Genomic DNA, 25,546 nt, shown 5'->3' with positions numbered 1-25,546 from the left:
TTTCGTTCACGTCATTGTGAGAAGGGGGAGCGACGAGTGTCGCCCATGGCGCCCCGGGTGGGGCGCCACATCTATGTGGACTGGGCGTTGGCCCCAGTCTCCGGGAGCGCGACCGTCGGCGAGATGTCCGACGCGACGGATCGGGCCGCGATCGCTTCGCTGTCGCTCGGCTCGCGAGCGGCGGCGGCATCGGCCTCCACGCGCGATCGGTACGAGGCGATCTCTCGCGCCACCCGATCGTCGTCCCAGCCTTGGACCTCGGCGACGATCGCGGCGATCTCAGGCGCGGCTGCGAGGCCGCCATCCGCGACCTCGTACACGAGTCGCGTCCGGTGCATCATCACGTCCTCGAGGTGGATCACCTGCTCGTGCGTCGCGGCGAAGTGGATCTCGGCGCGCAGGTATGCAGGCGCGTGCTCGAGAGGCAGCGCGAGATCCTCCTGTGCGGTCACGGCGTCGATGAGCTGGGAAAGTCCCGAGCCATACCTGTGGGTCAGGTGGTCGAACGTCGCGCGGGTCCACCCATACTTTGCGCTGAGCGCCGGACCCTGGCGTTTGACGGCCTTCAGGCCCTCGGCGCCCCACAGCGGGATGCGGTCGGTGATCGACGGGATGGCCGAGGCACGCGTGCCCAGGGCGAAGTCCACCGCGTCCTTCGCCATCACGCGATAGGTCGTGAGCTTGCCGCCGGCGACGACTGTCATTCCCGGCGCCGGCGATGCGACCGTGTGCTCGCGCGACACCTTCGCCGAGGACGTGCCGTCCTTGGTGCCCGGCTGCAGCAGCGGGCGCAGTCCTGCCCAGGTGCCGATCACATCCTCGCGGGTCAGCGGCTTGGCGAGCACGGAGTTGGCGTGGTCGAGGAGATAGTCGATATCGGCACTTGTCGCCACCGGGTGCGTCGGGTCGAACTCGTAGGGCGTGTCCGTCGTGCCGATGATCCAGTAGCGCGACCACGGAATGACGAACAGCACGGACTTCTCCGTCTGCAGGATCAGCCCCACATCGCCCCGGATCGACTCGCGAGGCACCACCACATGGATGCCCTTCGAGGCGAGGACGTGAAGACCGCCGTCCGACTGCGCCAGGGACTCCGTCTCCTCAGTCCAGACGCCCGTCGCGGTGATCACGTGGCGTGCCTTGATCGTGTAGCGGGTGCCCGTCTCGAGGTCCTGCACGACAGCGCCGGTCACCGCGCCCACCGAGGAATGAGTGAGTTCGACGACCTGGGTGCGGTTGGCCGTCAGCGCGCCGTACGACGCCGCAGTCCGGACGAGGGTCAGCACCAGGCGGGCGTCGTCGACCGATGCGTCCCAATAGCGAATCGCGCCGATCGCGGCATCGTGACGCAGGTCGGGGAACTGCTTCGACATAGCGGTGCGGCTGAGGTGCCGGTGGATCGGGAGCGCGCGGCGCCGGCGGCCGTTGACCGAGGCAAGCGTGTCGTACAGGGCGACGCCCGCGCCCACATACGCGCGCTCCCACACTCGGTTCTCGAGCGGGTAGAGGAACGACACGGGCTCGACGAGGTGCGGGGCGAGCTCGGTGATGAGCAGGTCCCTCTCCGTCAACGCCTCGTGCACCAGATGGAAGTCGAGCATCTGCAGGTAGCGAAGCCCGCCGTGCACCAGCTTCGAGGAGCGCGACGACGTGCCCGAGGCCCAGTCCTGCGCCTCGACGATGCCGGTGCGCAGTCCCCTCGTCGCGGCGTCGAGAGCGACGCCGGCGCCGGTGACGCCGCCGCCGATCACCAAGACGTCCAGCCCATGCTCGTCGCTCATCGACTCGAGGTCGGCCAGCCTGCTCTCCGGGGTCAGCGTGCTTCTCATACGCGATTCGTCTCCATTCGTCCCCTTCATGAGACCCTGGTGTGAACGGATGCGCAAGCGGAGCGCACATATGTGCAGGTTGAGGAGAGACGATGGGAACACGTGACCGTCGCCGAGGGGCAGGACCAGGGAGGTACGACGACCTCATGCGTGAAGCCGCGCACCTGTACTACCTGGAGGACGAGACCATGGAGGCGGTCGGCAGGCGTCTCGGCCAGTCCCGCTCAAGCGTGTCTCGGATGCTCAAGGCTGCACGGGAGGCCGGGATCGTCCGCATTCACGTCAGTGATGTGGAGACGACCAGTGGACTCTCGCAGGATCTCGCGGACCGCTTCGAGATCCGCGCTCACGTGGTGCGGGTCCAAGAGCCGTTGAGCGAGGCCGCGCGGCTCGACCGGGTGGCGCGGTTCGCCGCAGAGGCACTGCCCGAATGGTTCGGCGACGGGATGACGCTCGGCGTGGCCTGGGGAACCACGGTCTCCAGGATCATCGCGCACCTCGCCAGCCACCCGCTGGAGGGTGCAACGGTGGTGCAGCTCAATGGCTCCGTCTCTCCCCGCACCACCGGCCTCGCGTTCGGCGCCGAGCAGGTGAGTGCGATCGCGCGCGCCTTCACCGCCGAGATGATGCCCTTCCCGGTGCCCGCATTCTTCGACTTCCCTCGCACGCGCGAGATGATGTGGCAGGAGCGGTCAGTGCAACAGGTGCTCGAATGCCAGACCAGGACCGATGTCGCGCTGTTCGGCGTGGGCTCCATTCACTCGCCGATGCCATCCCACGTGTACGCGTCCGGCTATCTCGACGAGGCCGATCGACGCTCGCTCGCGACCCACGGCGTCGTCGGCGATGTGTGCACCGTGTTCATGCGCGCCGACGGCTCGTGGCGCGACATCGCGATCAATATGCGCGCCAGCGGGCCCACGCCGATCACCCTGAAGCGCATCCCCCGTCGCGTCGCGGTCGTGGCCTCGCCCGCCAAGGCCGTCGCGCTGCTGGCCGCGCTGCGCGCCAAGACCATCACGGACCTCATCCTCGACTCCGCCACCGCCCAGTCGCTGCTGCGGCAGGCGGATCGAGAGTCGCCGCCTCGGGCCCGAGCACCGATGTAGTCGTCAGACTCGCGCGGCCGCGGTCATCAGCTCTGCTGCCGGCCGGGGTCGTCCGTTGCGGGCAGCTCGATCTCGCGCGGCTCTTCGGCGACCCGCTGAGGCTGCGCCGACCGCTCCTCCTGGGCATCGCGAGCCTCCTGCGCGAGCCGCGGCTCCTGGGCCTCTCTCGCCTCCTGCGCCTGGCGGGCCGTGTCGACCTCGTCCACCGCCACGTGAGGCGCGCGGATGAGGGGGTTGTCCTCGTTCCGCCCGTCGATCTCACTGTTGCGCTGGCGCTTGTGCTCCCGCACGAAGGTGTCCCAACGGCGCAGATTGCTCCGGACCACCGACGTGGTGTGCTCGAACTCGTAGCGCTTGTCCTGGTTCCGATAGCGCCTGTACAGGGCTCGGTACAGCAGGAACGCCACGACGAACGGGAGCGCCAGCAGCGCCACGCCGATGAGGCCGCCCCCATCGCTGCTGCTGGAGGAGGCGACGGTGACGGTGGAGAACGTCGTCGTGAGGTCCATGGTCACGCCCCCGTCGCCATCGCGATGATGCCCAGCGGCCAGGCGATCGCGGCTGTCGCGGCGAAGACGCCAAGCGTCACGGCCCACAGCCTGCCCTTGTTGACGGGCACGCTCCCCATGCAGGCGCCGCTGCGGCCGTTGACGGCGATGTAGTGGATCATGACCTGGCCGTCGTCCATCTTCTCTGCGTAGCTGTACAGCCACACCGGCAGGAACACCGAGGCCCAGCGGCTCCCGTGAACGGTGAGCTGCTCGTGCGTCCACCGCACGCCGCGGTCATAGCCAGCGATGTCGTCGCGAATCGACTCGCGTGCCATCGTGAGGAACTGGACGTGGGCACGCGACGACACGTCGTCGATGTTGAGGTCGCGCTTCTCCGCCGAGAACTCGCCCAGGTAGTTGCTGTCGAAGGCCACCATCTCCTTGACGTCGAACGGGAGCAGCGAGTTGATGATGTTGTTCGTGTTCGAGCGGTTGTCGATGTGCGAGCGGGACGCAGACGACTCGACGATGAGATCGTCGATGTGGAGATCGAAGTCGCGCACCACGTCGAACACGTTCGCGTCGTAGTAGGTGGTCGAGGAGTTCTTGCCGGTCTGCACGGTGTAGCGCCGCGTGAGCACCTCGCCCTGGCCGTGGAGTCTCGCGCCCACGTTGCCGTCGACGGTCATGTAGGGCATGTAGACGCCCATCACGTTGTCGGGCTTGAACTCGGCCTTGAACTTCTTGAGCGCGAAGAACTGGCGCTTCTCCACGAACTGCGCGATGCGCGCGACCGCGTCGTCCTTCGTGACGGTGAAGGGCAGCACTCCGTCCGGAACGGCGCCGTTGGGGATCTTGTCGTTGATCGACAGGATCGAGCGGCACCAGTGGCAACGCGACTCCAGGGAGTGCGCGGTGTCGACCACGACCTCCGAGCCGCACCCGGTGCACTTCAACGTGACCAGCGTGTCGTCACGGGTGATGTCCGCGGCGCCAGAGGTGTAGACGCGCCCCTCCAGTTCGCCGATGCCTTCGCCGAGCCCGTGCGTGTCCTCGAGCCTGCTGCCCACCCATTCGTACCGGCAGAACTGGCAGATGAGGCTGAGGGTGACACCCTTGCGAGTGATCTCCGTGGACCCGCACTGCGGGCACGAATCGTGGCCGTGCGCCTGCCCGGTGGTGGTGTCGATGATGGTGGGCTCAGGCGCCTCGCCCGACGGCGCGCCGTCAGAATCGTGGGGCTGTGTCACTGCTCGCTCCCCCGCCGGCCGCTAGAGACCCAGCGCCTTGCGCTTGAGAGCGTCAAAGTCCTCCTGGTTGATGAGCCCCTCGTCCAGCATCGCCTTCGCGTCGCGGATCTTGTCCGCAGGGGTGGGCTCGGCCGCTTGCGCCGGCTGAGCCTGCTGACCGACGCCCTGCTGCGGCACCGGCTGCTGACCGGGCTGGTTCTGCATGAGGCCACCGACGGCGCCCCCGGCAGCATTCATGCCCATGCCCATGAAGGCGAGCCCATCGCCGCCGCCGGTCTCGCCTGCGGACTGGATGCCGCGCGCGGCGGACTGGCGCAGGAACGAGTCCCCGCGACCACCCGAGAGCGCATCGGCCTTCTGGACGTCTTCGAGGAGCTTCGCGGTGGGGGCGTCGTACTCGATCGCGAGCAGGTTCGCGGCGTGGATCGTGATGCCGCGCTCGTCCGTCCAGTGATAGTGCTCCTCGACCACGCTGGACAGGGTCTTCGCGAATCCGAGCGCATCGCCCTGGATCGACGAGATGCGGTTGCCGCGCTCGACATCGTTCGTGTAGCGGGAGAACGCCGCTGACAGCGATCCGACCACTTCGTTGAACAGCTGCTCCGACACCGGGTTGTTGACCTCGGTGAGGTCGAAGATGCCTGCGTTGGCCGTGATATACGAGGCGGGCAGGAGGCTCTTCACGAACAGGATCGGGTCGACGACCTTGAGGGTGTACGAGCCGCGCGTCACCGCTCCGGCCTGCGTGCCGAGGTAGTGGTCGTCCCAGTAGATGGGTCCCTGAGTGCCGAACCGGTTGTTCGGGATCTCCTTCAGGTTGACGTAGAACGCCAGGTGCTGGACGCCGGGCTGGCCTCCGTACTTGAAGCGCTCCCACGAGCTCTCGACGGTCGAGGACAGGAATCCGCCGCCGGTGAACACCGACTTCGCCTGCTGGTCGTCATCCGAGAAGATGAACGCGCCGGCCTCGGCGACGAACGTGGTGATGCGACCATCCTGGAAGGTGAGGAGGCCGTAGCCTTCCGGCACCACGACCTTCGACCCGTTGGTGATGATGTTCTCGGAGCCACGGACGTTCGAGCCGCGGCCCGCGTTCTGCCCCTTGGGCACCGCCGGGAAGACCACCGCGGTCTGCGGCAGGTTGTCCGGCGGCAGAAGAAAGTCGATCCACTGGTCTGCAAGCGTTCCTGAGATCGCTCCTGCTGCGGCCTTGATGAAGCCCATGGGTGCCCCTCCTCGCTGTGTGGCGGGACCAGGCTATCGCACCGGTGCGGCGGCCGCCCGGGTCACCGCGCCCAGAGTGGCGCGGCGGCTATCTCCCCTGCTATTGACCCGCGCCGGCGTAGGCGTAGAACGTGAAGACCACCACCGCGATGATCGCGATGACCAGCAGCACCATCACGGTGCCGCGCAGAGCCGCGTAGCGGTCGACGGCGGGCAGCAGGGCGCGCGTGGCTCCCGCGGACACGACGCACGGCACGAGGATGATCACGATCGCCGCGGCCACCGCGGGTCCCGTGTCCTCTTGACCCACCCCGACGAGGACCACAGGCACGACCGCCAGGACCGCAGCCATCGCGGCGAACACGACCGCCGCCTGTCCGACCGCCATGCTCGACGTGCGTGCGAAGACCACCCTGCCGACGGTGTGCGCCACGACGGCCAGCCCCACCAGCACAGTGAGGATGTTGATCGCAGCGATCGCGGCGAGCGTGGAGTTCTCCACCGTGGGCCGCGGCTCGATGTCGGCGAGCGAGCCGAACAGCTGCACGCCGGGACCCCAGACGATCGCCCACATCAGCACGTAGAGGGGAATGCCGGTGGCGGTGGCCAGCCACGCGGCACGGGTGTTGCCGCCGTAGGGCCTGGTGTCAGTCGCATCGTCGCTCATCTGTCCACCCTAAGTCGGTTCACGCCGGGCCACCACAACGCGGCCGCAAACCGCCGGAGATGCCGCTCACGCGGCGATGAGCGTGATCCGCACCCGTACGGGGGTCCCGACCTCGATGCGCGCCGCGGCACGCGCGGCAGCCTTGAGCGGGAGAATGTACGCGCGGTGCTCGCGCGAGGGGAACATCGACGTGTCCCACGTCGTGGAGCCGACGGTGACGCGAACCTTGACCGCACCGAAGCCGCGTCCGGCGCCGGTCTGGAGCGACTCGACCTCGTCCGCGACGTCATCCGGCGTCGTGACGAACACCCATTGCGCGCCGTTGCCGGCCCAGCGCCATGGCTCGGCGTCGAACTCGTACTCAGCCATGAGTGGGCGACGCGACGAAGGTGACGCATTCGGCGATCCGAGCGTTCTTGCCGTGGCCGGAGAACGTGATCACACAGCAGAAGTCCGAGACCTCGTTGCCGGCGCGGAGCGTGCCCATGGCGGAGACGAGGCGACCGTGGCTCATGAGCACAGAGAAGTGCACGGCCTCGAGCCCAGCTGGCGACAGTGCGGCGATGACGGCATCGGTCGCCTCCGCTCCCGTCGTCGCGGCGCGGCCCGCAACGCGATGGGTCCAGTCGTCGGCGACGGCCTGCGCGACAGCGTCACGATCTCCCCGGGCACACGCCGAGAGCACGTCAAGCACGTAGGCCTGCTTGGGTGCATTGCCACAGTCGGGCGCGGTGGTGATGTCAAGCACGGAACCACGCTAGCAACCGGCTCCGACGCGCGTGGGCCAGGCGGGGCTCGAACCCGCGACCGACGGATTATGAGTCCGCTGCTCTAACCGGCTGAGCTACTGGCCCGATACCGCTCACGAGGGCGGCCGCGCGCCAGTCTATCCGTGCTCGGAGCTCGGCCCTCCGGGTGTCGTCGCGGGGTATCGGATCATGTAAACTCGCTGACTGCGATCCTCCATAGCTCAATTGGCAGAGCAGCCGACTGTTAATCGGCAGGTTGTTGGTTCGAGTCCAACTGGAGGAGCTCGTAGAAGGCCGGTCCGCTAGCGCGGGCCGGCCTTTCGCGTTCGTGGCCTTGGTGCCCCGCCCTACGCTGCCGGAGGCGCCTCAGGAATCGACACCGAGCCGTCGTCGTCGAGGTCCCAGAACGGGTTCACGGCGAGTTCCCAGACGTGGCCGTCGGGATCGGCGAGGTAGCCGCTGTACCCGCCCCAGGGCGCCTTCTGCGGGCGCCGGAGCATGGCAGCACCCGCGACGAGCGCGGCGTGGAACCGTTCGTCGACCTCGGCCTCCGTGTGGAAGTTCTGGGCGAGCGCCATGGCACCGGTGCCGAGCTCGGCCACTGGACGCCCCTGCTCCTCCGCGAGCGCCGCGGCCGAGAACAGCGCGAGCACCAGCCCGTTGAGCTGGAAGAAGACCACCTCGTCGGCGCTTTGACGCTCGATCCAGCCCCACGCGCCGTAGAAGGTCCGCGCACGCTCCAGATCGGCCACGCCCAGCGTGACCACCGACACCCGCTGACTCGCCATCGTCGCCTCTCCCCCCGTTCTGAGGGGCAGGCTACACCGGCGCCCCTAGACCGTGGCCTCTGCCTTCTCCTCAGTCGAGACGGAGCGTCCGGAGCCCGCGATGATCCGGTGACGGATGCTTCCGGAGATCGCATCGACCCCGACCGTCACGATGATGACCACGGCGAGCGTGATGCCGATCTGCTCCCATTCGCGCTGACCGAACAGCTGGCTCAGGAGCGAGCCGATGCCGCCGGCACCGATCACGCCGAGCACGGCCGAGGCGCGGATGTTGATCTCGAACCGGTACAGCCAGAACGCGAGCACCTCGGGCAGCACCTGCGTCCAGTACGCCCAGCGGAGGATCGACCACCGCGACGCGCCCGAGGCCTGCCCCGCCTCGACGGGACCGGTGTCGATCCCCTCGAGCGCCTCCGCCGTGAGCTTGCCCAGCGTGCCGACCGCGCCCACACCGAGCGCGAGCGCACCCGCGAGCGGGCCGAATCCGAAGATCGGCAGCATGATCACGATCGCAAACACCAGCTCCGGCACGGCACGGATGAGATTCAGGAAGGCACGCGTGATCTGCACGGTGACCGGGCCCGACACGTTGCGCGCGGCGAGGAAGCCGAACGGCACCGAGATGAGCGCGCCGAGCAGCGTGCCGACCCACGCCATGTAGACCGACTCCATCATGCGCTCGAACGCCAGCGTCCACTGTTCGCTCTGCGGCTCGGCGAACGGGTTCTGGAACAGCCCCTCGCCCATGAGCACCAGGTACCGGCCACCGTCCGTGAAGATGCCGGTGATCTGACTCCACCGCGCATCCGACAGGAAGGCCGCGCCGGCGAAGAGGACAAGGAGCGCGATCCAGACCAGCGTCGAGCGCGCCTTGGACGGCTCCTGCGGGCGTGCGGCCGATGCGCGACCGGCCGATGCGGTCGCGTTCGCCGGGGTCTCGTCGCGGGCGCTCATACGAACCTCCTGCGCAGGAACTGCGAGAGCTGGTCGATCGCCAGCACGATCACGAAGATCGCGACGGTGATCGCCGCGACGTTCTCGTACGCGAAGCGATCGAACTGCACTCGGATGATCTGCCCGATGCCGCCACCGCCGGCGATGCCGATCACCACCGAGGCACGGATGTTGAGCTCGAAGATGTAGAGGCAGTACGACAGGTAGTTGGGCATGATCTGCGGAAGCACCGCCCACCGTCCGCGCGAGAAGGTCCCCGCGCCTGACGCATCGGCCGCCTCGAGCGGTCCGGGATCGACCGCGTCGATGGTCTCGGCCGTGAGCTTGGCGGCGATGCCGACGTTGAAGAAGATCAGGGCGAGGATGCCCGCGAGGGAGCCGATGCCCACCAGCGCGACGAAGATCAGCACATAGGCGATGTCGGGCAGCGACCGGATCACCGACAGCAGCAGCTTGACCACGCGATATGCCGGGCCGGAGCGGTTCGTGACCCGCGAGGCCATGAATGCGAAGACCAGTCCGATGAGGACTCCCACGGCCGTCGCCACGATCGCGATCGCGATGGTCTCGACCCACGCGTCCCACACGCGCCAGACGAAGGGCCAGTTGGGGTTCAGGAACTGCTCGATGACGACCCAGCCCCGCGAGAAGTTCTCGACGAGGTCACGCAGGCTGAAGCCGATCTCGCGGCCCGCCCACACCGTGAAGGCGGCTGCGACCAGCAGCCCTGCGATGACTCCCTTGGAGGGCGGCGGGCGGCGAGGACGTCGGGTCCCGCTCGTGGCGGGCTGCTCGAGGGTCGACGTGCTCATGCGCGCCCGGGCAGCGTGTCTTCCGCCGTGAGCGAGCGCCCGTAGATGCTCTCGAACACGGCATCGTCCGCCTCTGAGCCCGGCCCGTCGAACACGACCGTGCCGTCACGCATGCCGATCACGCGATCGCCGAACTGGCGCGCGAGGTCGAGGAAGTGCAGGTTGACGATGGTGGTGATGCCCAGGTCACGATTGATGCGCTGAAGGTCCTTCATGACCATCTGAGCCGTGGGCGGGTCGAGGGACGCGACCGGCTCGTCGGCGAGCATGACCGACGGATCCTGTGCGAGCGCTCGCGCGATCGCGACGCGCTGCTGCTGGCCGCCCGAGAGCTGCGACGCGCGGGTCCAGGTCTTCTCGACGATCCCGACGCGCTCGAGTGCGAGGTAGGCCCGCTCCTTCTCCTCCTTGGTCCATGCGCCCACCATCGACCGGTAGCCCGGGATCGCGTGCAACTGGCCCATCATGACGTTGTTCATCACGGAGGTGCGCTTGACGAGGTTGAACGATTGGAAGATCATCCCCACTCGCGAGCGGATCGCCCGCATCTCGCGTTTGGATGCGCCCGATACCTCGGCGCCATCGACCGTGAGCGAGCCGGTGGTGATGGGCACGAGCCCGTTGATGGTGCGGATGAGAGTGGACTTGCCCGCGCCGGACAGTCCGACCACCACGACGAACTGGCCGTCGGGGATCTCGAGATCGACATTGTCGAGGCCCACCACGCCGTTGGGGTAGCGGACCGTCACGCCTTCGAGTCTGATCATGAATTCACTGTGCCATGGAACGCGACCGCGGTGGCCGACCCCCGAGTCGAGGGCCGACCACCGCGTGAGCGTGCGTGTGGCTACTCCTCGCCGAAGTTCGCCGCGACCTGGCGCGCCTGGTCGAGGGCCTCGACATCGGCGGGCTCCAGGCCCTCGATGTTGTAGACCGCGTCGAGAGCGGCGAGGCCCTCGTCGGTGCTGGCGATGGCCATGAGGGCGTCCGTGATCTGCTGCTGTGCGTCAGCCGACAGGTCGCCGTTCAGCACCACGCCATCGTTGGGGATGTTGGTCGAGTACGCGAACACGACGACCTCTTCGCCGACGTCCGGGAACTCGCCGGAGAGCTCGGAGCGAGCGTCGTTGAAGGACGTGCCGACCACGGCGTCACCGTCGTAGACCGCCTGCACCGACTGCGGGTGACCGCCGGCGAAGAACGCTCCGGCGAGATCCGTCAGCGGGTCGATGCCGAGGATGGTCTCGAGCTGCGTCGCCGGGTAGTAGTACCCCGACGCCGAGCTGGGGTCGACGAAGGAGATCTGCGACGACGGGTCGATGAGCTCGAGCGCGTCCTCGCCCTGCGGGCCGTCGTAGCCCGTCGCGCCGTTGCAGTACGAGAAGTTCACGCCTTCGTCGTCCGCCTCGGTGGTGACCTCGTCCAGGCAGAACGTGTCGGGGTCGTTGGTCATCCACTGCGTCACGTAGCTCGACGATCCGTAGCGCACCGACTGCAGCACGGGCACCGCGCTCGCCTCGTCGACGGCCTGGACCATCGCGATCGGGCCGAGGAAGCCGATGTGCGCCTGCTCGGTCTGCATCGCGACGACGACGGCCGAGTAGCTGTCCGGGATGAACGTCGTCACATCGACGCCGAGCTCGGCGCTGAGCAGCTCGGCGAGGATGTCGCCGTCGGTCACGAGCTGGTCGACCTCGTCGGAGGGGACCAGGCCGAGGATGAGCTCCTCGGGGAGTCCCTCGCCGCCGCCCTCTCCCGCGTCTGCGGTCGACGACATCTCGTCGCTGGGCTCGGGAGTCGCGTCGTCGTCGCCGTCGCCACTCGCGCAGCCGGCCAGCGTCAGCGCCGCCGCGCCGATGAGGGCCGTCGCGGCCAGGGGGTTGAACGTGATTCTCACAGTCGCACCTTTCAGTTCTTCGAGGCGCCGGCGCCGGGTGACGTCGCGGCCTTCCTCGGAACCTACCTCGCGAAAAGTGCCGATGTCCTCGGGAAGCGCAGATTTTTCACACTCGTCACATCGCGTTCACACAGTCTTTGCCCTACCGCGACGCAACCGAGACATTGGCGCGTCAGGGGTCGCGGAGGGACCGTCGCCGCTTCTCAAGAGCAATGAGTTCGGCGAAGCCTGCCTGGTGCCCCTCGGTGCCTTCCCCCGCCCGTTGCATGCGGCCGCGCACGTCCGCGATCTGACGCGTGAGGCTCAAGTCCATCAGCCGGGCCAGCACCGTCCCGCCCCAGTGTCCGAGCGCATCGGGCCTGTCGTGGGGCAGCGGGGTCACCGCAAGCTCCGACACGATGCCGGCGAGGGTCTCCCCCGCCTGCTCCGCCACGGCGTTCGCCCAATCGCCGCCGGCGCTGCCGGGGCCGCCCGCCGCGGTGATCGCGTCGAAGACGGCACGGTACTGCGGCACCGTGAAGGCCGACGAGTCGAGGTCGCGCAGCACAAGAGCGCCGACCGGGTCGGATGCCGCCTCGCGAGGCGCCTGCAGCAGCACGCCCAACGACATCGCCTCGGCTCGCACCACCGGATCCCGGGGGTTCGGGCGCGACGGACCCTCATCCTGGTAGGCGGGGATCGCTCCCGTCGACGGCGGCGGCTCGCCAGGCGCTGCCCGGCGGGCACGAGCGGCATCCGTCACCGCTCGTGTGATCGCCTCGACGTCCATCCCCAGCCAGCCGGCGAGCCGGCGGCTGTACTCGGGCTGGAGCGCGCGGTCCTTGATGCCGGCGACCACGGGGGCGGCGGCGCGCAGTGCCGCGACCCGACCTTCTGCCGTGTCCAGATCGTGCGAGTTCAGCGCGGTGCGGATCACGAACTCGAACAGCGGAACCCGGTGCGCGAGCAGTTCCGTCACCGCGGCGTCGCCGCGCTGCTGGCGCAGGTCGCACGGGTCGAGACCGTCGGGGTCGACGGCGACGAACGTCTGGGCGAGGAACTGGTGGTCCAGCTGAAACGACTTGAGCGCCGCATTCTGGCCGGCTTCATCTCCATCGAACGTGAACACGACGCGCGCTCCGGACTCGCCGACCTTGGTCTGCGGACCCCCCGTGTCGCCCATCAGCCGGCGCACCACCTTGACGTGCTCGGATCCGAAGGCGGTCCCGCACGTGGCGACCGCGTTGGTGACGCCGGCGAGGTGGCACGCCATCACGTCGGTGTATCCCTCGACGACGACCGTGGTCCGCTCGGAGCGCACGGTGGCCTTGGCGAGGTCCAGTCCGTACAACACCTGGGCCTTCTTGTAGAGCGCGGTCTCGGGGGTGTTGAGGTACTTGGGGCCCTGATCGTCCTCATGCAGGCGCCGCGCGCCGAAGCCGATCACCTCGCCGGTCACATCACGGATGGGCCACACCAAGCGGCCGCGGAACCGGTCGTAGAGCCCGCGAGCCCCTTCGGACATCAGCCCCGTGGCACGCAACTCCTCCTCGGTGAATCCTTTGCCGCGCAGGTGCTCGCCGAGGTGCGACCAGCCCTGAGGCGCGTATCCGACGCCGAACATCTCCGCGGCGTCGCGATCGAAGCCACGTTCACGCAAGAAGTCACGGCCGATGCGCGCTTCCGGCGAGCCCAGCTGCTCGGCGAAGTACGCGGCGGCGATCCGGTGCGCCTCGAGGAGCCGCTTGCGAAGCCCGGTCGTGCCTTCGCGCCGCGCCGAGCCGCCCGCCTCGTAGCGGAGCTGGACGCCCGCGCGGTCGGCCAGGTACTCCACGGCCTCGGCGAACGGAAGGCCGTCCATGCGCATGACGAACTCGATGACATCGCCGCCCTCGCCGCAGCCGAAGCAGTGCCACCGACCCACGCCAGGGCGCACATGGAACGACGGCGACCGCTCGTCGTGGAAGGGGCACAGGCCCTTCAGCGACCCCACGCCTGCGGTCTTGAGCGCGACGTGCTGGCCCACGATGTCCTCGATCGGAGCGCGCTCGCGAACGGCCGCGATGTCGTCCCGATTGATGGTGCCTGCCACGGCATCACCATACTCGCGCGCATGCCGCGCCCAGGCCGCGCCCCCGGTGCACGGCGCCCGCCCGAACTACAAGCCAGCGCCGGGTCGGTAGGCTTGGCCCAAGACCATCCACGAAAGGAATTCCTGTGAGAGTCGACGCCTTCCTCGCTGACTCGGCCGAGGTCGTCCAGGGCAAGATCTACGCCCTCGGCGCCGGATGGAACACCATCTACGTCCGACAGTTCCCGGCCGCGCACCGCCGCCTGGCCGTCGCGGCCACCGTGCACGTGCCGTTCACCGCGACCAACGTGGCCCACAAGTTCGAGCTCAAGCTCGTTACCGAGGACGGCAAGGAGTACCCGATCGGCCTGCGTGCCGACGCAGACGGCAAGGCACAGCCCGTGCGCGCCATGGGCGGCGACTTCACCCTCGGCCGCCCGCCGCACCTGGTCGACGGCGATGAGCAGGTCGCCTGCTTCGCCTTCACGATCGACGGGCTGCGGTTCGCCGAGGCCGGCATGTTTGGCTGGGCCATCTCGATCGACGGCGAAGAGGTGTCCCGGCTGCCGATGCGCGTGCAGCAGGCGCAGCAGCAGTAGATGGAGCTCTACGGCGGGGTGATCTACCCCGCGGTGCTGGTGGCGTGCGCGATTCTCTCCCTCGCAGGCGCCGTCACCATGGTGCAGGTGCGGGCCCACGGCGTCCTCGAGAAGGTCGTGACCGGCTTCTGGATCGTCACGGCGATCCAGGTGATCTCGGTGCTCGTCGTGCTCATCGGCGGCAACGACGCGGGCCTGGTCCTCACGCTCGGCTATCTGCTGGCAGCGGTCCTGCTGCTCCCGCTCCTCGGCATCGGCCGGTTGGGCGAGCCCGATGCCGCGGCCCTCGACCCCGATCCGAACCGGCCCGTCCTCCAGCCGGACCAGATCGCCCGAGTCGACGGCGGCGCGGCGGTCATCGTCGCCATCGCGGCGGCGGTGCTGGCGTGGCGAGTGTTCATCATCCTGGGGTCCTGATGCCGCCCATCGGTCGCCTGCTGCTCATCGTCGCCTACGGCGTGCTCGGCCTTGCCGCCGCGGGTCGCTCGGCCGTGCAGATCTCGACGCGCTTGTCTGAGGCGCCGGTCCCCTACCTGGTCTCGGGCGCATCGGCCGTTCTGTATGTGCTGATCGCCGTCGCGCTGTGGCGCGGCTGGCGCCAGGTGGCGCTGTGGGGAACCGGGGTCGAGCTCGTGGGTGTGCTCACCGTCGGGACACTGGGATACGTGCAGCCGTCGTGGTGGCCGGACGAGACAGTCTGGACGGGTTACGGCTCCGCGTACGGCTGGGTGCCGCTCGTGCTGCCGATCGTGGCACTCGTCGTGCTGCTGCGGGCCAAGCGTCCCGCCCTCGTCGCCGACTGACCGCACGCAGTAGTCGGCCGGCTACTGGCCCCCGCAGTACTTGTGATGCCAGTTGTACGCCGACGTGTCGGTGAGCGACGCCACCTGGTCGACCGCGACCCGCAGCCTTTCGCCGTCCCCCGAGGCCTCACGGTAGTCCGCCGCGAACTGCGGCTCCATCGCCTCATCGCCACGCTCGGCGATCGCCGCGACGAGTTCCTTGAGGACCCGCCGCTGCTTGGCATACATGGGGCTCATCTCGCGCGGCGCCATCAGGAAGTGCACGGCGATGCCCTTGAGGATGAGGATCTCGTCGAGCGTCTCCTGCGGCACCACCAGCGAGGCGCGGTGGCGGGTCAGCGCGCCCGGTCCGTGCTCGGCACGCGTCGCCTGGATGATGGCCTGCGCGAAGCGACCGATCATCTGGCTCGTCATGTCCTTGAGCGCGGCCAGCGAACTCCGCGATCCGTCGTAGTCCTCGGCCCACCAACGGAAGGTCTGCAGCCGGCCAAGCGCCGCGAGGAGCGGCTCGTCCTCGCCAGATCCGTACCACTCGCGCACGTGTGCGACCACGGCCTTCGCCTGACCCGGGTCCCGCAGCGTCGAGAGCTTGAGGGCCCGGTAGACGATCGCGTCCTCGACGTCGTGCACGGAGTAGGAGATGTCGTCGGCCAGGTCCATGACCTGCGCCTCGAAGCTCTGCTGCGTGCCCACGGAGCCGTCTCGGAGCCACTCGAACACCGGCAGATCCTGGTCGTACACGCCGAATTTGCGACTCGGAGTGCCGTCGGGGCGCATGGGCGCTGACGGCTCGCGCCACGGGTACTTGACGACCGCGTCGAGGCCGGCGCGGGTCAGATTCAGGCCCACGCAGCGGCCGGTCGCAGGGTCGATGGACTTGGGTTCCAGGCGCGTGAGCAGCCGCAGCGTCTGCGCGTTCCCCTCGAAGCCACCGATATGACGGCTGACGTCGTCCAGCGCGCGCTCGCCGTTGTGGCCGAACGGCGGGTGCCCGAGGTCGTGCGCGAGGCAGGCCGCGTCCACGATGTCCGGAGAGCATCCCAGTGCCTTGCCCAGCTCGCGCCCCACCTGCGCCACCTCGAGCGAGTGCGTGAGCCGGGTGCGTACGAAGTCTCCCGACCCGAGGCCCAGCAGCTGGGTCTTGGCGCCCAGCCGCCGCAGCGCGCTCGAGTGGACGATGCGCGCGCGGTCGCGTTCGAACGGCGTGCGCTGGGCGGCCTTGGGGGGCTCGGTGATCCAGCGCTCGGCGTCTGCGGGCTCGTAGCCATCGGGAAGGGCGCTCACCGTTCGATGCTATCGGGCGAGCGTCGCGCCGCATCACCCCCGCGTGGGAGGCCACACGGAGTTCATCTGCGGCGGCACTTCATCGATGCGCCTCCACCGCAAGTGTCGATTGGCGCGCGGCCTGCGCTCCTGAGAGGGACGTTCTTCGACACTCGCGGTCCCCGCAGGCCGAGCGCCCCCGTGGTGTCCACAGGCACCACCCCGAAGCCGCGCCGCGCTCGAATGCACGTCCGTACCGTGCGGCCATGACTCACCGGCATGCGCCCGTCGGCATGAAGGCGCTCCTCGCATACGTGGAATCCACGCCTCGAGCCTTCTCGCGCGCGGAGTTAACCGCGCGATGGTCGGCACACACCCTTCAGCGCGCTCTTGATCGCGGCCTCCTACTGCGCATGGCGCCCGGTGTGTACGCCGCGGCCGCACACAGTCGAACGGACCAGGTCATCGTCGGGAGCGCGATGAAGTGGGCCGGGCCCGCGGGCGCACTCACTGGAATCGCGGGCCTTCGTCAGTGGCAGATCGATGTCTCATGGAACGGCTTTGCGGACGTCCTGCTCCCACGCAGGCTGACGAGACCGCCTCCGCCCTTGGTCCGCGTGCGGCGGACCGACATCCCGGTCCCCACTCGCCATCTGAACAAGATCCGTACTGTGGTTCCCGAAGTCGCCGTGCTGCACGCATGGGCTGTCGCCCCGGCACACGATCGCACGGCGCTGCTTCTTGACGTGCTGCGGGTGTCACGCCTCGACGCGGCCACCGTCCGGGGCGCCCTGGCGATGGCCCCGCGACTGCGCGCGCGCAATGACTTGCTTCGCGTCCGCGCCACCGCCGAACTCGGCGTGACGAGCTATCTCGAGTACATCGCCCACACGGAGGTGTTCGCCGGTGGGCGCTGGGCCGAGTGTGAATGGCAGGCGCGAATTCGTGTCGCCACGCGAACCCTGACCGTCGATATGGTCCATCGAGCGTCGCGGGTCGTGGTCGAGTTCGATGGGCGTCGCTACCACTCGGACGACCGAGCCCGTCGGCGCGATCTCGAGCGCGACGCACTGCTGGCGGCCATGGGCTACACGACCATCCGTCTCACGTTCGAGGACATCACTCGGCGACCAGCGTGGTGCGCGACCATGGTGCGAAACGCGATCGATCGGCGACTGGCCGACAGATAGACCGCTCGATACCCTCCCCGCCCTCGCAAGTGTCGATTCTCGTGCACTGCTGCTGCCGAAACGGCACGCGGCTCGACACTTGCGCGGCAGCGGAGGCGCGCGTCGCGACCGAACCCGCGCCTCGCTCTGCGCGCCGGTGCGTCCCGCCGTAGCGTGGAGCCATGGGACGAGTGCGCGCATACATTGCCAGTTCGATCGACGGATTCATTGCCGGGCCCCGCGACGAGCTCGACTGGCTCGAGGCTCCCCGCCCCCCGTGGGCGCCCATGGCCGAGGGCGCGTGGAAGAGCCACCCGGTCGATGCGCTCGGGTACGAGGAGTTCTTCGCGGACGTGGGCGCGATGCTGATGGGACGGCGCACCTACGACGTGGTCGCGGGCCTCGACATCGACTGGCAGTACGGCGACGTCCCCATCCTGGTGGCCACCGAGCGACCCCTTGACGGCGCGCCACCCTCGGTGCGCGCCGCGTCGGGGCCTATCGCGAACCTGGTCGCGGAGGCCCTCGAAGCTGCGAACGGAGACGACGTCTACATCGACGGCGGCAGCATGATCCGGCAGGCGCTCGACGAGGGACTGATCGATGACCTCACGGTCACCCTGCACCCCACGGTGCTCGGGTCGGGCCGGCCGCTGTTCGCAGGCGCCGAGCAGCGCCACCACATCACCGTGACCGACGTGCGCCGCTATGGCGACGGAATGGTCCAGCTCACGCTCGTGCCGGCCCGCGAGCCGCGTGACGAGTCCCCCGTTCCCGAGGACGGCGGTCCGGCGGCCGATGCGGGTGGTGAGCCACCGCTCGGCCTCGCCTGAGGATTCGCTCCACCAGTGACCCCGTGCGGGGACCTACCCGCCTGAGACGCTGAGCTCCGCCTCGCGCAGCCGCGCCTCGAGATCGGGCGTGATGTCCTGCGTGTCGAGCCAGCCCTCGGGACAGGCAGGGCGCTTGGGCGTCCCCTGACGCCCTCGCGCACCTTCGGCGGCCTCGCCGGGATACGGAGCGTCGAGCGGCAACGAGTCGAGCAGCGCGCGCAGATCCACGAGCGTGCTCACCAGCCCCAGCGACCGCCGGAGCTCTCCGCCGACCGGGTAACCCTTGAGATACCAGGCCATGTGCTTGCGCATCTCCCGCACGGCCTTGGTCTCGTCGCCGTCGTAGAAGGACACCATCAGCTCGCTGTGCCGGTAGATGGTGGCGGCGACGTCACGCAGGCTCGGCCTGGCGCGCTCGTCGCGGCCCTCGAAGGCGGCCTGCAGATCCCCGAACAGCCAGGGCCTGCCCTGGCACCCGCGACCCACGACCACGCCGTCGCAGCCGGTCTGCTCGACCATCGCAAGCGCGTCCTCTGCGGACCAGATGTCGCCATTGCCGAGCACCGGAATCGACGTGACCGCCTCCTTGAGGCGTGCGATCGCGGACCAGTCGGCCGTGCCGGAGTAGAAATCGGCGGCGGTGCGCGCATGCAGCGCCACGGCGGCCGCGCCCTCCCTCTCGGCCATCCGCCCCGCATCCAGGTATGTCAGGTGATCGTCGTCGATGCCCTTCCGCATCTTGACCGTGACCGGGACGTCGAAGGGCGCTGCCTCGCGGACCGCGGCGCGCACGATGTCCCGGAACAGGTCCCGCTTCCAGGGCAGCACCGCTCCCCCGCCCTTGCGCGTCACCTTGGGGACCGGGCAGCCGAAGTTCATATCGATGTGATCCGCGCGGTCCTCTTCGACCAGCATCCGCACGGCGGCGCCGATGGTGGCAGGATCGACTCCGTACACCTGCACGGACCGGGGCTTCTCGTCCGGGTCGTGGTGGATGATGCGCATGCTCTCGCGGGTGCGCTCGACCAGCGCCCGCGACGTCACCATCTCTGCAACGTAGAGGCCGCCGCCGTGCTCGCGGCACAGCCGCCGGAACGCGGCATTCGTGATGCCTGCCATCGGCGCGAGCACCACCGGCGTGGCGACCTCGAGAGGGCCGATGCGCAGGGGAGGCAGCACGCGCGTGGCGGAGTCCGGGGTCGACGTCATCCGTCCATTGTCGCCGATGCTGCGCGCCCCCACACGCGCCTGGCCTCAGCGGCACGCGACATTGCTGTGTCCCTCCTGTGCCTCAGTGACCTCGTTGGAGCAACCGACCACGTTGTCCTGCTCGGGCGTGATCGAGAACCCGAATCCAGGACCGACCACACGCGCGCTGTTGCGCTCGAACACGTTGCCCCGGCCCCAGCCGTCGAGAATCTGATGCACCTGGAATCCGTCCTGGCTGCTGTGGGCGCCAGCGTTCCCGACTATCCGCCATGCGTTGCCCTTGATGTCGACCCATGAATCGGCACCGTCCTCGGTCAGTGAGGAGCCATCGAAGGCGTTGCCCCGCACGGTGCCGCCCGTCGTGCCCTCCTTGACGTCGACGGCCTCCGCGGTCACGTCGAAGATGACGTTGCCCTCGACGAGATTTCGGTCGGAGCGGTCCGGAAGGCAGCTGGTGACCGAGCACCAGTTCGACTCCGCGGAGCCGACGTACACCCCTTCGCCGAACTTCTCGCGGCGATTGCCGGTATCCGAGATCGAGTTTCCTCGCACCACCGAGTCCTGGGTGTGCGCACGGAGATGAATCGCCTCGTCGCCGATGTCGTGAACCGTCAGCAATTCGATCACCACGCGATCACCGCCGTCGACCATCACCCCCTTCTGCGAGCGGGTCACGCCGAATCCGTGCAGGCGGACGTGTGAGACGTGATCGAGGTGCAGGCCGTAGCCGCCGACGTGGCCTTCGCCTACGAGCACGGCCGCTTGGGAACCGCACAGCCAGATCGGCCTGCCGGCCTCTCCCGACACGTCGATGGTGAACTCGCCCTCGTAGGTGCCGTCCTCGAGCCAGATCACGGTTCCGGCACTCGCGTCGTCGAGCTCCCTTGCAAGCGCATCGGCGTCGGTCACGGTCACCGTCGCAGCCGGGCAGGACTCGATCGCTTCTGCCACGCGAGCCTCAGGGAGGTCTCCCGGGAGAGCCTGCCCGAAGACGTCCGTTCGGGGTGCCACCACCACCCCAGCCGAGGCGCCGATCGCGGTCGAGTCCGGCCCTCTGTCCCCACCGACGATGGAGACGCCTGCGAGCACGATGAGGATCGTGACCGAGGCTGCGGCCGCGAGGGTGACAGCAGTCCGCCGCGTCACGCGCGTGCCCGCGACAGGGGTCGAAGCCATCCGTCCATTGTCCCCGATGCGCCGGGAAGGCGACTCAGTTGTCCGACGGGTCGCGCGGCTCCAGCACCGGCGGCGGGGCGTCGGCGAGAGCCGCGGCGCCTGCCGTCGGGGCGGCCGCGCGCGCGACCAGCGGCCCCGCATCGGCGCCTGGGGGCCGCGAGTCGCGCGCGATCGCGTCCGTGCCGACCACGAGCGCTGCGATCCCCGTCGTCAGCGGCACGGCCAAGACGAGGCCGATCGAGCTCACGAGGGTGCGGACAGCCTCCTCGGCGATCTCGGCGGTGGTCAGCGTCGACCCGAGCGAGGTGTCGTAGAGGCTGATCAGCATGATGGCCGGCAGCGCGGCGCCCACGTACGCGAACGCGATCGTGTAGACCGTCGACGCGATGTGATCGCGACCGATGCGCATGCCCCGGCGGAACAGATTCCAGCGAGAGATATCGGGACGCGCAGCACGCAGCTCCCACACCGCCGACGCCTGGGTCACCGTGACGTCGTTCAGCACGCCGAGGCCGGCGATCACGATGCCGCACAGCACCAGACCCTGCAGGTCCACCGAACGCCCGGACAGCTCGAGGTGCGCGCCCTCCTCCGACCAGATCCCGGTGAGGCGCGAGGCGTCCACGGCCCACGATGCGAGCACCGCTGTCACGGTGAGCCCCGCGAGCGTGCCCAGGTAGGCGGTGGTGGTGCGGGAGTTGAGTCCGTGCGCGAGGTAGAGCAGGACCGCGAGAGCACCCGAGCCCGTCACCAGTCCCGTGATCAACGGATCGCCGCCGTTGAACAGGGCGGGCACGGTGAAGAAGATGATGATGCCGAACGCCGCCCCGAGACCCAGCAGCGCACCGATCCCTCGCCACCAGGCGATGCCGACCACCAGCAGCACGTAGGCGACCAGTAGCACGAGCATCGGGTTGGCGCGTTCGAAGTCGCCGAAGACGAGCTCCCCGGTCTCGAGTTCGAGAGCTCGCACGCGGTCGCCCGGCTCGTAGTCGAACGTCCCCAGATCCGCGGGCGGCAGCTCGCGCAGGCCTGCCGCGTCGTTTCCGGAGGTCGACACCAGCGCGATGCCCGTGTCCTCATCCACGGAGTCGACCGTCACCGACGCCCACTCGGCGCCTTCGTACGTGGTCGGCACGGAGCGCAGCATCGACCAGTCGGAGGGCCACACGGCCATCGCACCGATGGTGGTGAGGAACAGCACGACGGCGACGATGATCGCAAGGATCAGCGTGGTGCGCTCGGACGCCCGCGGCGGCCGTTCGAGCGCGTGGGAGTGGCCGGCACCCATGCTGGACCTACGCGCCGATGAGGCGTGCGGCAAGGTAGGACTGCACCTGATCGAGCGCGACCCGCTCCTGCTTCATCGTGTCGCGGTCGCGGATGGTCACCGCCTGGTCGTCCTTCGTGTCGAAGTCGACCGTGATGCAGTACGGCGTGCCGATCTCGTCCTGACGGCGGTAGCGCTTGCCGATCGCCTGCGTCACGTCGAGGTCCACGTTCCAGATTCCGCGCAGCTCCTTCGCGAGCGCCGATGCGGTGGGCATGAGCTCCTCGGACTTCGACAGCGGCAGGACTGCTGCCTTGACCGGCGCCAGGCGCGGATCGAGGTGCAGCACGGTGCGCTTGTCGACGCCACCCTTGGTGTTGGGCGCCTCGTCCTCGTCGTACGCCTCGACCAGGAAGGCCATGAGCGAGCGGGTGAGGCCGGCGGCGGGCTCGATCACGTACGGGGTGTAGCGCTCGTTGGTGGCGGGGTCCAGGTAGCTGAGGTCCTTGCCCGAGTGCTGCGAGTGCGTGGACAGGTCGAAGTCGGTGCGGTTGGCGACGCCCTCGAGCTCGCCCCACTCCGAGCCGGTGAACCCGAACCGGTACTCGATGTCGACGGTGCGCTTGGAGTAGTGCGACAGCTTCTCGGCGGGGTGCTCGAAGTGGCGCAAGTTGTCGCGGTTGATGCCAAGTTCCGTGTACCAGTCGGTGCGGGCATCGATCCAGTACTGGTGCCATTCCTCGTCCGAGCCGGGCTTGACGAAGAACTCCATCTCCATCTGCTCGAATTCGCGGGTGCGGAAGATGAAGTTTCCGGGCGTGATCTCGTTGCGGAAAGACTTGCCGATCTGGCCGATGCCGAAGGGGACCTTCATGCGCGACGTGCGCTGCACGTTCTCGAAGTTCACGAAGATGCCCTGAGCGGTCTCGGGGCGCAGATAATGCAGCCCGGACTCGTCCTCGGTGACGCCCAGGTGGGTCTTGAGCAGCCCGTTGAACATCTTGGGCTCGGTCCACTGGCCGCGGTTGCCGCAGTTCGCGCACGCGACCTCGGCGAGGCCGCCCTCGGGCGCGCGGCCCTTCTTCTCCTCGAACTCCTCGAGGAGGTGGTCCTCGCGGTAGCGCTTGTGGCAGCTCAGGCACTCGACCAGGGGGTCGACGAACGCGCCGATGTGGCCCGACGCCTCCCAGACCTTGGGGGGCAGGATCACCGAGGAGTCGAGGCCCACGATGTCGTCACGGCTCGCGACGACGTTGCGCCACCACTGACGCTTGATGTTCTCCTTGAGCTCCACGCCGAGCGGCCCGTAGTCCCACGCCGAGCGCGTGCCGCCATAGATCTCGCCGCACGGGAACACGAAGCCGCGGCGCTTCGCGAGTGAGATCACGTTGTCGAGGCGGGACGGCTGTGCCACTGGGTGCTCCTTGAGGGGTCGGGAGGAAATGCCTCGACAGTCTATCGGCGCTCGACGCACCCCGAACCCGGAGCCCGGAGCCCGGGAAGCGGAGCGGCCCCGCCGACCTCTCAGGTCTGCGGGGCCGCGTGAACGTCGCAGGGGGTCAGGCGCCAGCCTTCACCGCCGATTTCAACGTGGAGCCCGCGGAGATGCGGGCAACGAGGTCGGTGCGGGTGAGGGTCATGGGTGTCCTTTCACGCCAGACGAGGGTCGTCAGGCTGGATGAGACCGCGCTGGACTGCGCGGACGGGGGGCGCGGCACGCGAGGGGTCGCACCGTCCTTCTTCGCCAGGGATCTGAAACTCGCGCGCACCTTCATGAGTGCGCCTTGTCGAAGCGGCGGCGGAACCGCTCGACCCTGCCCGCAGTGTCGACCACGCGGGACTGCCCCGTGTAGAACGGGTGGCTCGCCGACGAGATCTCCACGTCGATCACGGGGTAGGTCTCACCATCGGCCCACTCCACCGTCTGTTCCGACGTGGCAGTGGAGCGCGTGAGGATCGCGAAGTCGGACGAGCGGTCGCGGAATACGACCGGCGCGTAGCGGGGGTGGATGCTCTTCTTCATGTCTTTCACCAACTCGATTTCGTGACGCCAGGAAGCTCTCCGCGGAGCGCCGCCTGCCTGAATGAGACGCGGGACAGGCCGAATTGCCTGAGGTGCCCGCGGGGCCTGCCATCGGACTGGTCCCGTTGGCGCTGGCGCGAGATCTTGCTCTTCTTGGCCATCAGACCTTCTCCCCTCGTGCGAACTTGCGGCCCACGACCGCGTCGATGCCATCGCGGTCGTGACATGCCGAACAAGTTAGTAATGATTCTCATTCCCGTCAACTGTTACAGTGCCGACCATGACACAGCGATTCACGATCTCGACCCTCAGCACCATCGACCCGGTGGTGCGCACCTCAGTCTCGCTCGGGCTCGCGCTCGAACGCTCCGATGTCGTGGTGATCCACCACGACTTCGTGGACGACCGGATCCACCGAGTGGTGGCCGACGCCCACGGCATCATCGAGACGTCAGCCACGGAGCTCGATCACGCCTGCCTAGGCTGCGCAGTGCGGGAGGACCTGGTCCCCACCCTCGCGCGCCTCATGGGGCACGATCGATGGAGGCACGCGCTGGTGGCGCTCCCGGTGACGGCAGAGTCCGCGCCCGTCATGCGGGCGCTCCACTCCGAGTCGCGCCGTTCCGGGATGATCGCCGGCGCGCGGCTGGGCGCGGTGGTCTGCGCGGTCGACTCGTCGACCATTGCGGACGACGCGTTCTCCGACGACTTCCTGGCCGATATCGGGCGCCCCCTGCTGGGAGACGACGACCGAGTCCTGGCGGAGGCCGTCGCCCCGATGCTCGCTCACGCCGACATCGTCGCCTTGGTCGGCGACGAGCCAGTGACCGCGCAGGCCCGCGCAACGGTCGACCACCTGCGCGGCAAGGGATCGACCGTCCTCTCCTCCGCGATGGAGGACCTCGACGCCGCACTCATCATGGGGACCGAGCATCGCTGCGACGCCGCGCTGGGCCGCGTCGATCCACTCCGACTGGACCGTCACGTCGAGCCCGACTGCGCAGGGGTGTGGTCCATCGACCTGCGGAGCGACCGCCCCTTCCACCCCGACAGGCTGCGGGCGCGCCTAACGGAGCTCGGCGGGCACGAGGCCCGGACCCGCGGCCATTTCTGGGTCCCCACGCGCCCCACCGATGCCTGCGCATGGGACGGCGCCGGCCGACAGGTGAGCGTCGGTTCGCTCGGGTCCTGGGGGCGTCACGACCGCGCCACGCGGCTGGTGGCCACGGGCCGTGGCCCCGAGCGGGACACCATCGCGGCGGCATTCCACGACTGCCTCGTCCGCGACGACGAGCGCGGCACTGACTGGCACGCACACGGAGATGCGCTGGACGACTGGCTCGGCGCTCACGATTCTTTTTGACTTCGATTCTCATTAGCA

28 protein-coding genes and 2 tRNA genes are annotated in these 25,546 nt (G+C 68.8%); 8 read left to right on the top strand and 22 right to left on the bottom strand.

The features are described from left to right. Positions 1–71: 71 nt before the first annotated feature. Positions 72–1,829: a glycerol-3-phosphate dehydrogenase/oxidase gene (locus tag QQX02_RS11120; RefSeq protein WP_301143138.1), complete on the bottom strand. Its 1,758-nt coding sequence runs from the start codon at positions 1,827–1,829 to the stop codon at positions 72–74. A gap of 92 nt (positions 1,830–1,921) precedes the next feature. Between QQX02_RS11120 and QQX02_RS11115 the strand changes: the two genes are divergently transcribed. After that, positions 1,922–2,938 carry a sugar-binding transcriptional regulator gene (locus tag QQX02_RS11115; RefSeq protein WP_301143137.1) on the top strand — a complete coding sequence of 339 codons (1,017 nt, stop codon included), beginning with the start codon at positions 1,922–1,924 and terminating at the stop codon, positions 2,936–2,938. Positions 2,939–2,964: 26 nt separating this feature from the next. On the opposite strand, the gene QQX02_RS11110 is transcribed toward QQX02_RS11115, so the two are convergent. From QQX02_RS11110 to QQX02_RS11080, 7 genes are all read right to left on the bottom strand, one after another. Then, positions 2,965–3,453, bottom strand: coding sequence for a hypothetical protein (locus tag QQX02_RS11110; RefSeq protein WP_301143135.1), 489 nt, complete (start codon positions 3,451–3,453; stop codon positions 2,965–2,967). Further along, positions 3,450–4,679 (bottom strand): TFIIB-type zinc ribbon-containing protein, encoded by a 1,230-nt coding sequence (locus QQX02_RS11105; RefSeq protein ID WP_301143133.1) that lies wholly within the window; start codon positions 4,677–4,679, stop codon positions 3,450–3,452. Before QQX02_RS11105 ends, QQX02_RS11110 begins: the two co-directional genes overlap by 4 nt. 21 nt (positions 4,680–4,700) lie before the next feature. Further along, a complete protein-coding gene (locus QQX02_RS11100; protein WP_301143131.1) occupies positions 4,701–5,903 on the bottom strand; it encodes an SPFH domain-containing protein in 1,203 nt (400 codons plus the stop codon). Between the two features lie 100 nt (positions 5,904–6,003). Next, complete coding sequence (locus QQX02_RS11095) at positions 6,004–6,570, bottom strand: hypothetical protein (protein WP_301143130.1); 567 nt, start codon at positions 6,568–6,570, stop codon at positions 6,004–6,006. A gap of 66 nt (positions 6,571–6,636) precedes the next feature. Continuing rightward, a complete protein-coding gene (locus tag QQX02_RS11090) occupies positions 6,637–6,939 on the bottom strand; it encodes a DUF1905 domain-containing protein (protein ID WP_301143129.1) in 303 nt (100 codons plus the stop codon). After that, a complete protein-coding gene (locus tag QQX02_RS11085) occupies positions 6,932–7,318 on the bottom strand; it encodes a hypothetical protein (protein WP_301143128.1) in 387 nt (128 codons plus the stop codon). Before QQX02_RS11085 ends, QQX02_RS11090 begins: the two co-directional genes overlap by 8 nt. Before the next feature lie 32 nt (positions 7,319–7,350). After that, positions 7,351–7,424: transfer RNA gene (locus QQX02_RS11080), tRNA-Ile, on the bottom strand. Between the two features lie 105 nt (positions 7,425–7,529). Here QQX02_RS11080 and QQX02_RS11075 point away from each other — a divergent pair. After that, positions 7,530–7,602: transfer RNA gene (locus tag QQX02_RS11075), tRNA-Asn, on the top strand. 64 nt (positions 7,603–7,666) lie between these two features. On the opposite strand, the gene QQX02_RS11070 is transcribed toward QQX02_RS11075, so the two are convergent. The 6 genes from QQX02_RS11070 to dnaG form a co-directional block, all read right to left on the bottom strand. Further along, complete coding sequence (locus QQX02_RS11070) at positions 7,667–8,107, bottom strand: VOC family protein (protein ID WP_301143127.1); 441 nt, start codon at positions 8,105–8,107, stop codon at positions 7,667–7,669. A 45-nt stretch (positions 8,108–8,152) separates the two neighbouring features. Continuing rightward, positions 8,153–9,061 (bottom strand): phosphonate ABC transporter, permease protein PhnE, encoded by a 909-nt coding sequence (gene phnE, locus QQX02_RS11065; RefSeq protein WP_301143125.1) that lies wholly within the window; start codon positions 9,059–9,061, stop codon positions 8,153–8,155. Further along, positions 9,058–9,873, bottom strand: a complete 816-nt coding sequence (gene phnE, locus QQX02_RS11060; RefSeq protein WP_301143123.1) for a phosphonate ABC transporter, permease protein PhnE — start codon at positions 9,871–9,873, stop codon at positions 9,058–9,060. The genes phnE (QQX02_RS11065) and phnE (QQX02_RS11060) overlap by 4 nt, the downstream gene beginning before the upstream one ends. Further along, on the bottom strand, positions 9,870–10,640 hold the full coding sequence (gene phnC / locus QQX02_RS11055; protein ID WP_301143122.1) for a phosphonate ABC transporter ATP-binding protein: 771 nt from the start codon (positions 10,638–10,640) through the stop codon (positions 9,870–9,872). Before phnC ends, phnE (QQX02_RS11060) begins: the two co-directional genes overlap by 4 nt. A gap of 80 nt (positions 10,641–10,720) precedes the next feature. Then, positions 10,721–11,770 carry a phosphate/phosphite/phosphonate ABC transporter substrate-binding protein gene (locus QQX02_RS11050; RefSeq protein ID WP_301143121.1) on the bottom strand — a complete coding sequence of 350 codons (1,050 nt, stop codon included), beginning with the start codon at positions 11,768–11,770 and terminating at the stop codon, positions 10,721–10,723. Positions 11,771–11,942: 172 nt separating this feature from the next. Further along, the gene (dnaG, locus tag QQX02_RS11045; protein ID WP_301143120.1) at positions 11,943–13,841 is read right to left on the bottom strand and encodes a DNA primase; all 1,899 of its coding nucleotides are present in this window, start codon (positions 13,839–13,841) and stop codon (positions 11,943–11,945) included. A gap of 125 nt (positions 13,842–13,966) precedes the next feature. On the opposite strand from dnaG, the gene QQX02_RS11040 reads away from it, so the two are divergent. From QQX02_RS11040 to QQX02_RS11030, 3 genes are read left to right on the top strand one after another with little or no spacing between them, the layout of a single operon-like run. Further along, entirely contained in the window at positions 13,967–14,419 is a 453-nt protein-coding gene (locus tag QQX02_RS11040) for a DUF6941 family protein (RefSeq protein ID WP_062133158.1), read from the top strand. Next, on the top strand, positions 14,420–14,836 hold the full coding sequence (locus QQX02_RS11035) for a hypothetical protein (RefSeq protein WP_301143119.1): 417 nt from the start codon (positions 14,420–14,422) through the stop codon (positions 14,834–14,836). After that, entirely contained in the window at positions 14,836–15,222 is a 387-nt protein-coding gene (locus tag QQX02_RS11030; RefSeq protein WP_301143118.1) for a hypothetical protein, read from the top strand. The genes QQX02_RS11035 and QQX02_RS11030 overlap by 1 nt, the downstream gene beginning before the upstream one ends. Positions 15,223–15,243: 21 nt before the next feature. On the opposite strand, the gene QQX02_RS11025 is transcribed toward QQX02_RS11030, so the two are convergent. After that, complete coding sequence (locus QQX02_RS11025; protein ID WP_301143117.1) at positions 15,244–16,506, bottom strand: deoxyguanosinetriphosphate triphosphohydrolase; 1,263 nt, start codon at positions 16,504–16,506, stop codon at positions 15,244–15,246. Positions 16,507–17,156: 650 nt separating this feature from the next. Between QQX02_RS11025 and QQX02_RS11020 the strand changes: the two genes are divergently transcribed. Together QQX02_RS11020 and QQX02_RS11015 are read left to right on the top strand one after the other, a co-directional pair. After that, on the top strand, positions 17,157–17,675 hold the full coding sequence (locus tag QQX02_RS11020; protein ID WP_301143116.1) for an endonuclease domain-containing protein: 519 nt from the start codon (positions 17,157–17,159) through the stop codon (positions 17,673–17,675). Positions 17,676–17,836: 161 nt separating this feature from the next. Beyond that, on the top strand, positions 17,837–18,487 hold the full coding sequence (locus tag QQX02_RS11015) for a dihydrofolate reductase family protein (RefSeq protein ID WP_301143115.1): 651 nt from the start codon (positions 17,837–17,839) through the stop codon (positions 18,485–18,487). A 33-nt stretch (positions 18,488–18,520) separates the two neighbouring features. On the opposite strand, the gene dusB is transcribed toward QQX02_RS11015, so the two are convergent. The 7 genes from dusB to QQX02_RS10980 all read right to left on the bottom strand — a co-directional run bounded on the left by dusB (position 18,521) and on the right by QQX02_RS10980 (position 24,326). Continuing rightward, positions 18,521–19,696, bottom strand: coding sequence for a tRNA dihydrouridine synthase DusB (gene dusB / locus QQX02_RS11010; protein ID WP_301143114.1), 1,176 nt, complete (start codon positions 19,694–19,696; stop codon positions 18,521–18,523). 45 nt (positions 19,697–19,741) lie between these two features. Continuing rightward, a complete protein-coding gene (locus QQX02_RS11005) occupies positions 19,742–20,872 on the bottom strand; it encodes a right-handed parallel beta-helix repeat-containing protein (RefSeq protein ID WP_301143113.1) in 1,131 nt (376 codons plus the stop codon). A gap of 34 nt (positions 20,873–20,906) precedes the next feature. Next, entirely contained in the window at positions 20,907–22,163 is a 1,257-nt protein-coding gene (locus QQX02_RS11000) for a YibE/F family protein (RefSeq protein ID WP_301143112.1), read from the bottom strand. A gap of 7 nt (positions 22,164–22,170) precedes the next feature. Continuing rightward, positions 22,171–23,556 (bottom strand): glycine--tRNA ligase, encoded by a 1,386-nt coding sequence (locus QQX02_RS10995; protein ID WP_301143110.1) that lies wholly within the window; start codon positions 23,554–23,556, stop codon positions 22,171–22,173. Positions 23,557–23,701: 145 nt separating this feature from the next. Beyond that, complete coding sequence (locus QQX02_RS10990) at positions 23,702–23,917, bottom strand: hypothetical protein (protein ID WP_301143109.1); 216 nt, start codon at positions 23,915–23,917, stop codon at positions 23,702–23,704. Continuing rightward, positions 23,914–24,165, bottom strand: coding sequence for a type B 50S ribosomal protein L31 (locus QQX02_RS10985; RefSeq protein WP_301143108.1), 252 nt, complete (start codon positions 24,163–24,165; stop codon positions 23,914–23,916). Before QQX02_RS10985 ends, QQX02_RS10990 begins: the two co-directional genes overlap by 4 nt. A gap of 5 nt (positions 24,166–24,170) precedes the next feature. Then, positions 24,171–24,326 carry a hypothetical protein gene (locus tag QQX02_RS10980; protein WP_436968511.1) on the bottom strand — a complete coding sequence of 52 codons (156 nt, stop codon included), beginning with the start codon at positions 24,324–24,326 and terminating at the stop codon, positions 24,171–24,173. A gap of 119 nt (positions 24,327–24,445) precedes the next feature. On the opposite strand from QQX02_RS10980, the gene QQX02_RS10975 reads away from it, so the two are divergent. Beyond that, entirely contained in the window at positions 24,446–25,528 is a 1,083-nt protein-coding gene (locus QQX02_RS10975) for a CobW family GTP-binding protein (RefSeq protein WP_301143107.1), read from the top strand. Positions 25,529–25,546 lie beyond the last annotated feature (18 nt).

This window comes from Demequina muriae (genome assembly GCF_030418295.1).
GTDB lineage: Bacteria > Actinomycetota > Actinomycetes > Actinomycetales > Demequinaceae > Demequina > Demequina muriae.
The sequence above is the reverse complement of the archived record's forward strand: the minus strand, read 5'-3'. Positions and strand labels throughout refer to the sequence as shown.

Coding starts and splice junctions, on each gene's coding strand:
- QQX02_RS11120 (WP_301143138.1), bottom strand. CDS start 1,829: ATGAGAAGCACGCTGACCCCGGAGAGCAGGCTGGCCGACCTCGAGTCG.
- QQX02_RS11115 (WP_301143137.1), top strand. CDS start 1,922: ATGGGAACACGTGACCGTCGCCGAGGGGCAGGACCAGGGAGGTACGAC.
- QQX02_RS11100 (WP_301143131.1), bottom strand. CDS start 5,903: ATGGGCTTCATCAAGGCCGCAGCAGGAGCGATCTCAGGAACGCTTGCA.
- QQX02_RS11095 (WP_301143130.1), bottom strand. CDS start 6,570: ATGAGCGACGATGCGACTGACACCAGGCCCTACGGCGGCAACACCCGT.
- QQX02_RS11090 (WP_301143129.1), bottom strand. CDS start 6,939: ATGGCTGAGTACGAGTTCGACGCCGAGCCATGGCGCTGGGCCGGCAAC.
- QQX02_RS11070 (WP_301143127.1), bottom strand. CDS start 8,107: ATGGCGAGTCAGCGGGTGTCGGTGGTCACGCTGGGCGTGGCCGATCTG.
- phnE (WP_301143125.1), bottom strand. CDS start 9,061: ATGAGCGCCCGCGACGAGACCCCGGCGAACGCGACCGCATCGGCCGGT.
- phnE (WP_301143123.1), bottom strand. CDS start 9,873: ATGAGCACGTCGACCCTCGAGCAGCCCGCCACGAGCGGGACCCGACGT.
- phnC (WP_301143122.1), bottom strand. CDS start 10,640: ATGATCAGACTCGAAGGCGTGACGGTCCGCTACCCCAACGGCGTGGTG.
- QQX02_RS11035 (WP_301143119.1), top strand. CDS start 14,420: ATGGAGCTCTACGGCGGGGTGATCTACCCCGCGGTGCTGGTGGCGTGC.
- QQX02_RS11030 (WP_301143118.1), top strand. CDS start 14,836: ATGCCGCCCATCGGTCGCCTGCTGCTCATCGTCGCCTACGGCGTGCTC.
- QQX02_RS11015 (WP_301143115.1), top strand. CDS start 17,837: ATGGGACGAGTGCGCGCATACATTGCCAGTTCGATCGACGGATTCATT.
- dusB (WP_301143114.1), bottom strand. CDS start 19,696: ATGACGTCGACCCCGGACTCCGCCACGCGCGTGCTGCCTCCCCTGCGC.
- QQX02_RS11005 (WP_301143113.1), bottom strand. CDS start 20,872: ATGGCTTCGACCCCTGTCGCGGGCACGCGCGTGACGCGGCGGACTGCT.
- QQX02_RS11000 (WP_301143112.1), bottom strand. CDS start 22,163: ATGGGTGCCGGCCACTCCCACGCGCTCGAACGGCCGCCGCGGGCGTCC.
- QQX02_RS10990 (WP_301143109.1), bottom strand. CDS start 23,917: ATGAAGGTGCGCGCGAGTTTCAGATCCCTGGCGAAGAAGGACGGTGCG.
- QQX02_RS10985 (WP_301143108.1), bottom strand. CDS start 24,165: ATGAAGAAGAGCATCCACCCCCGCTACGCGCCGGTCGTATTCCGCGAC.
- QQX02_RS10980 (WP_436968511.1), bottom strand. CDS start 24,326: ATGGCCAAGAAGAGCAAGATCTCGCGCCAGCGCCAACGGGACCAGTCC.
- QQX02_RS10975 (WP_301143107.1), top strand. CDS start 24,446: ATGACACAGCGATTCACGATCTCGACCCTCAGCACCATCGACCCGGTG.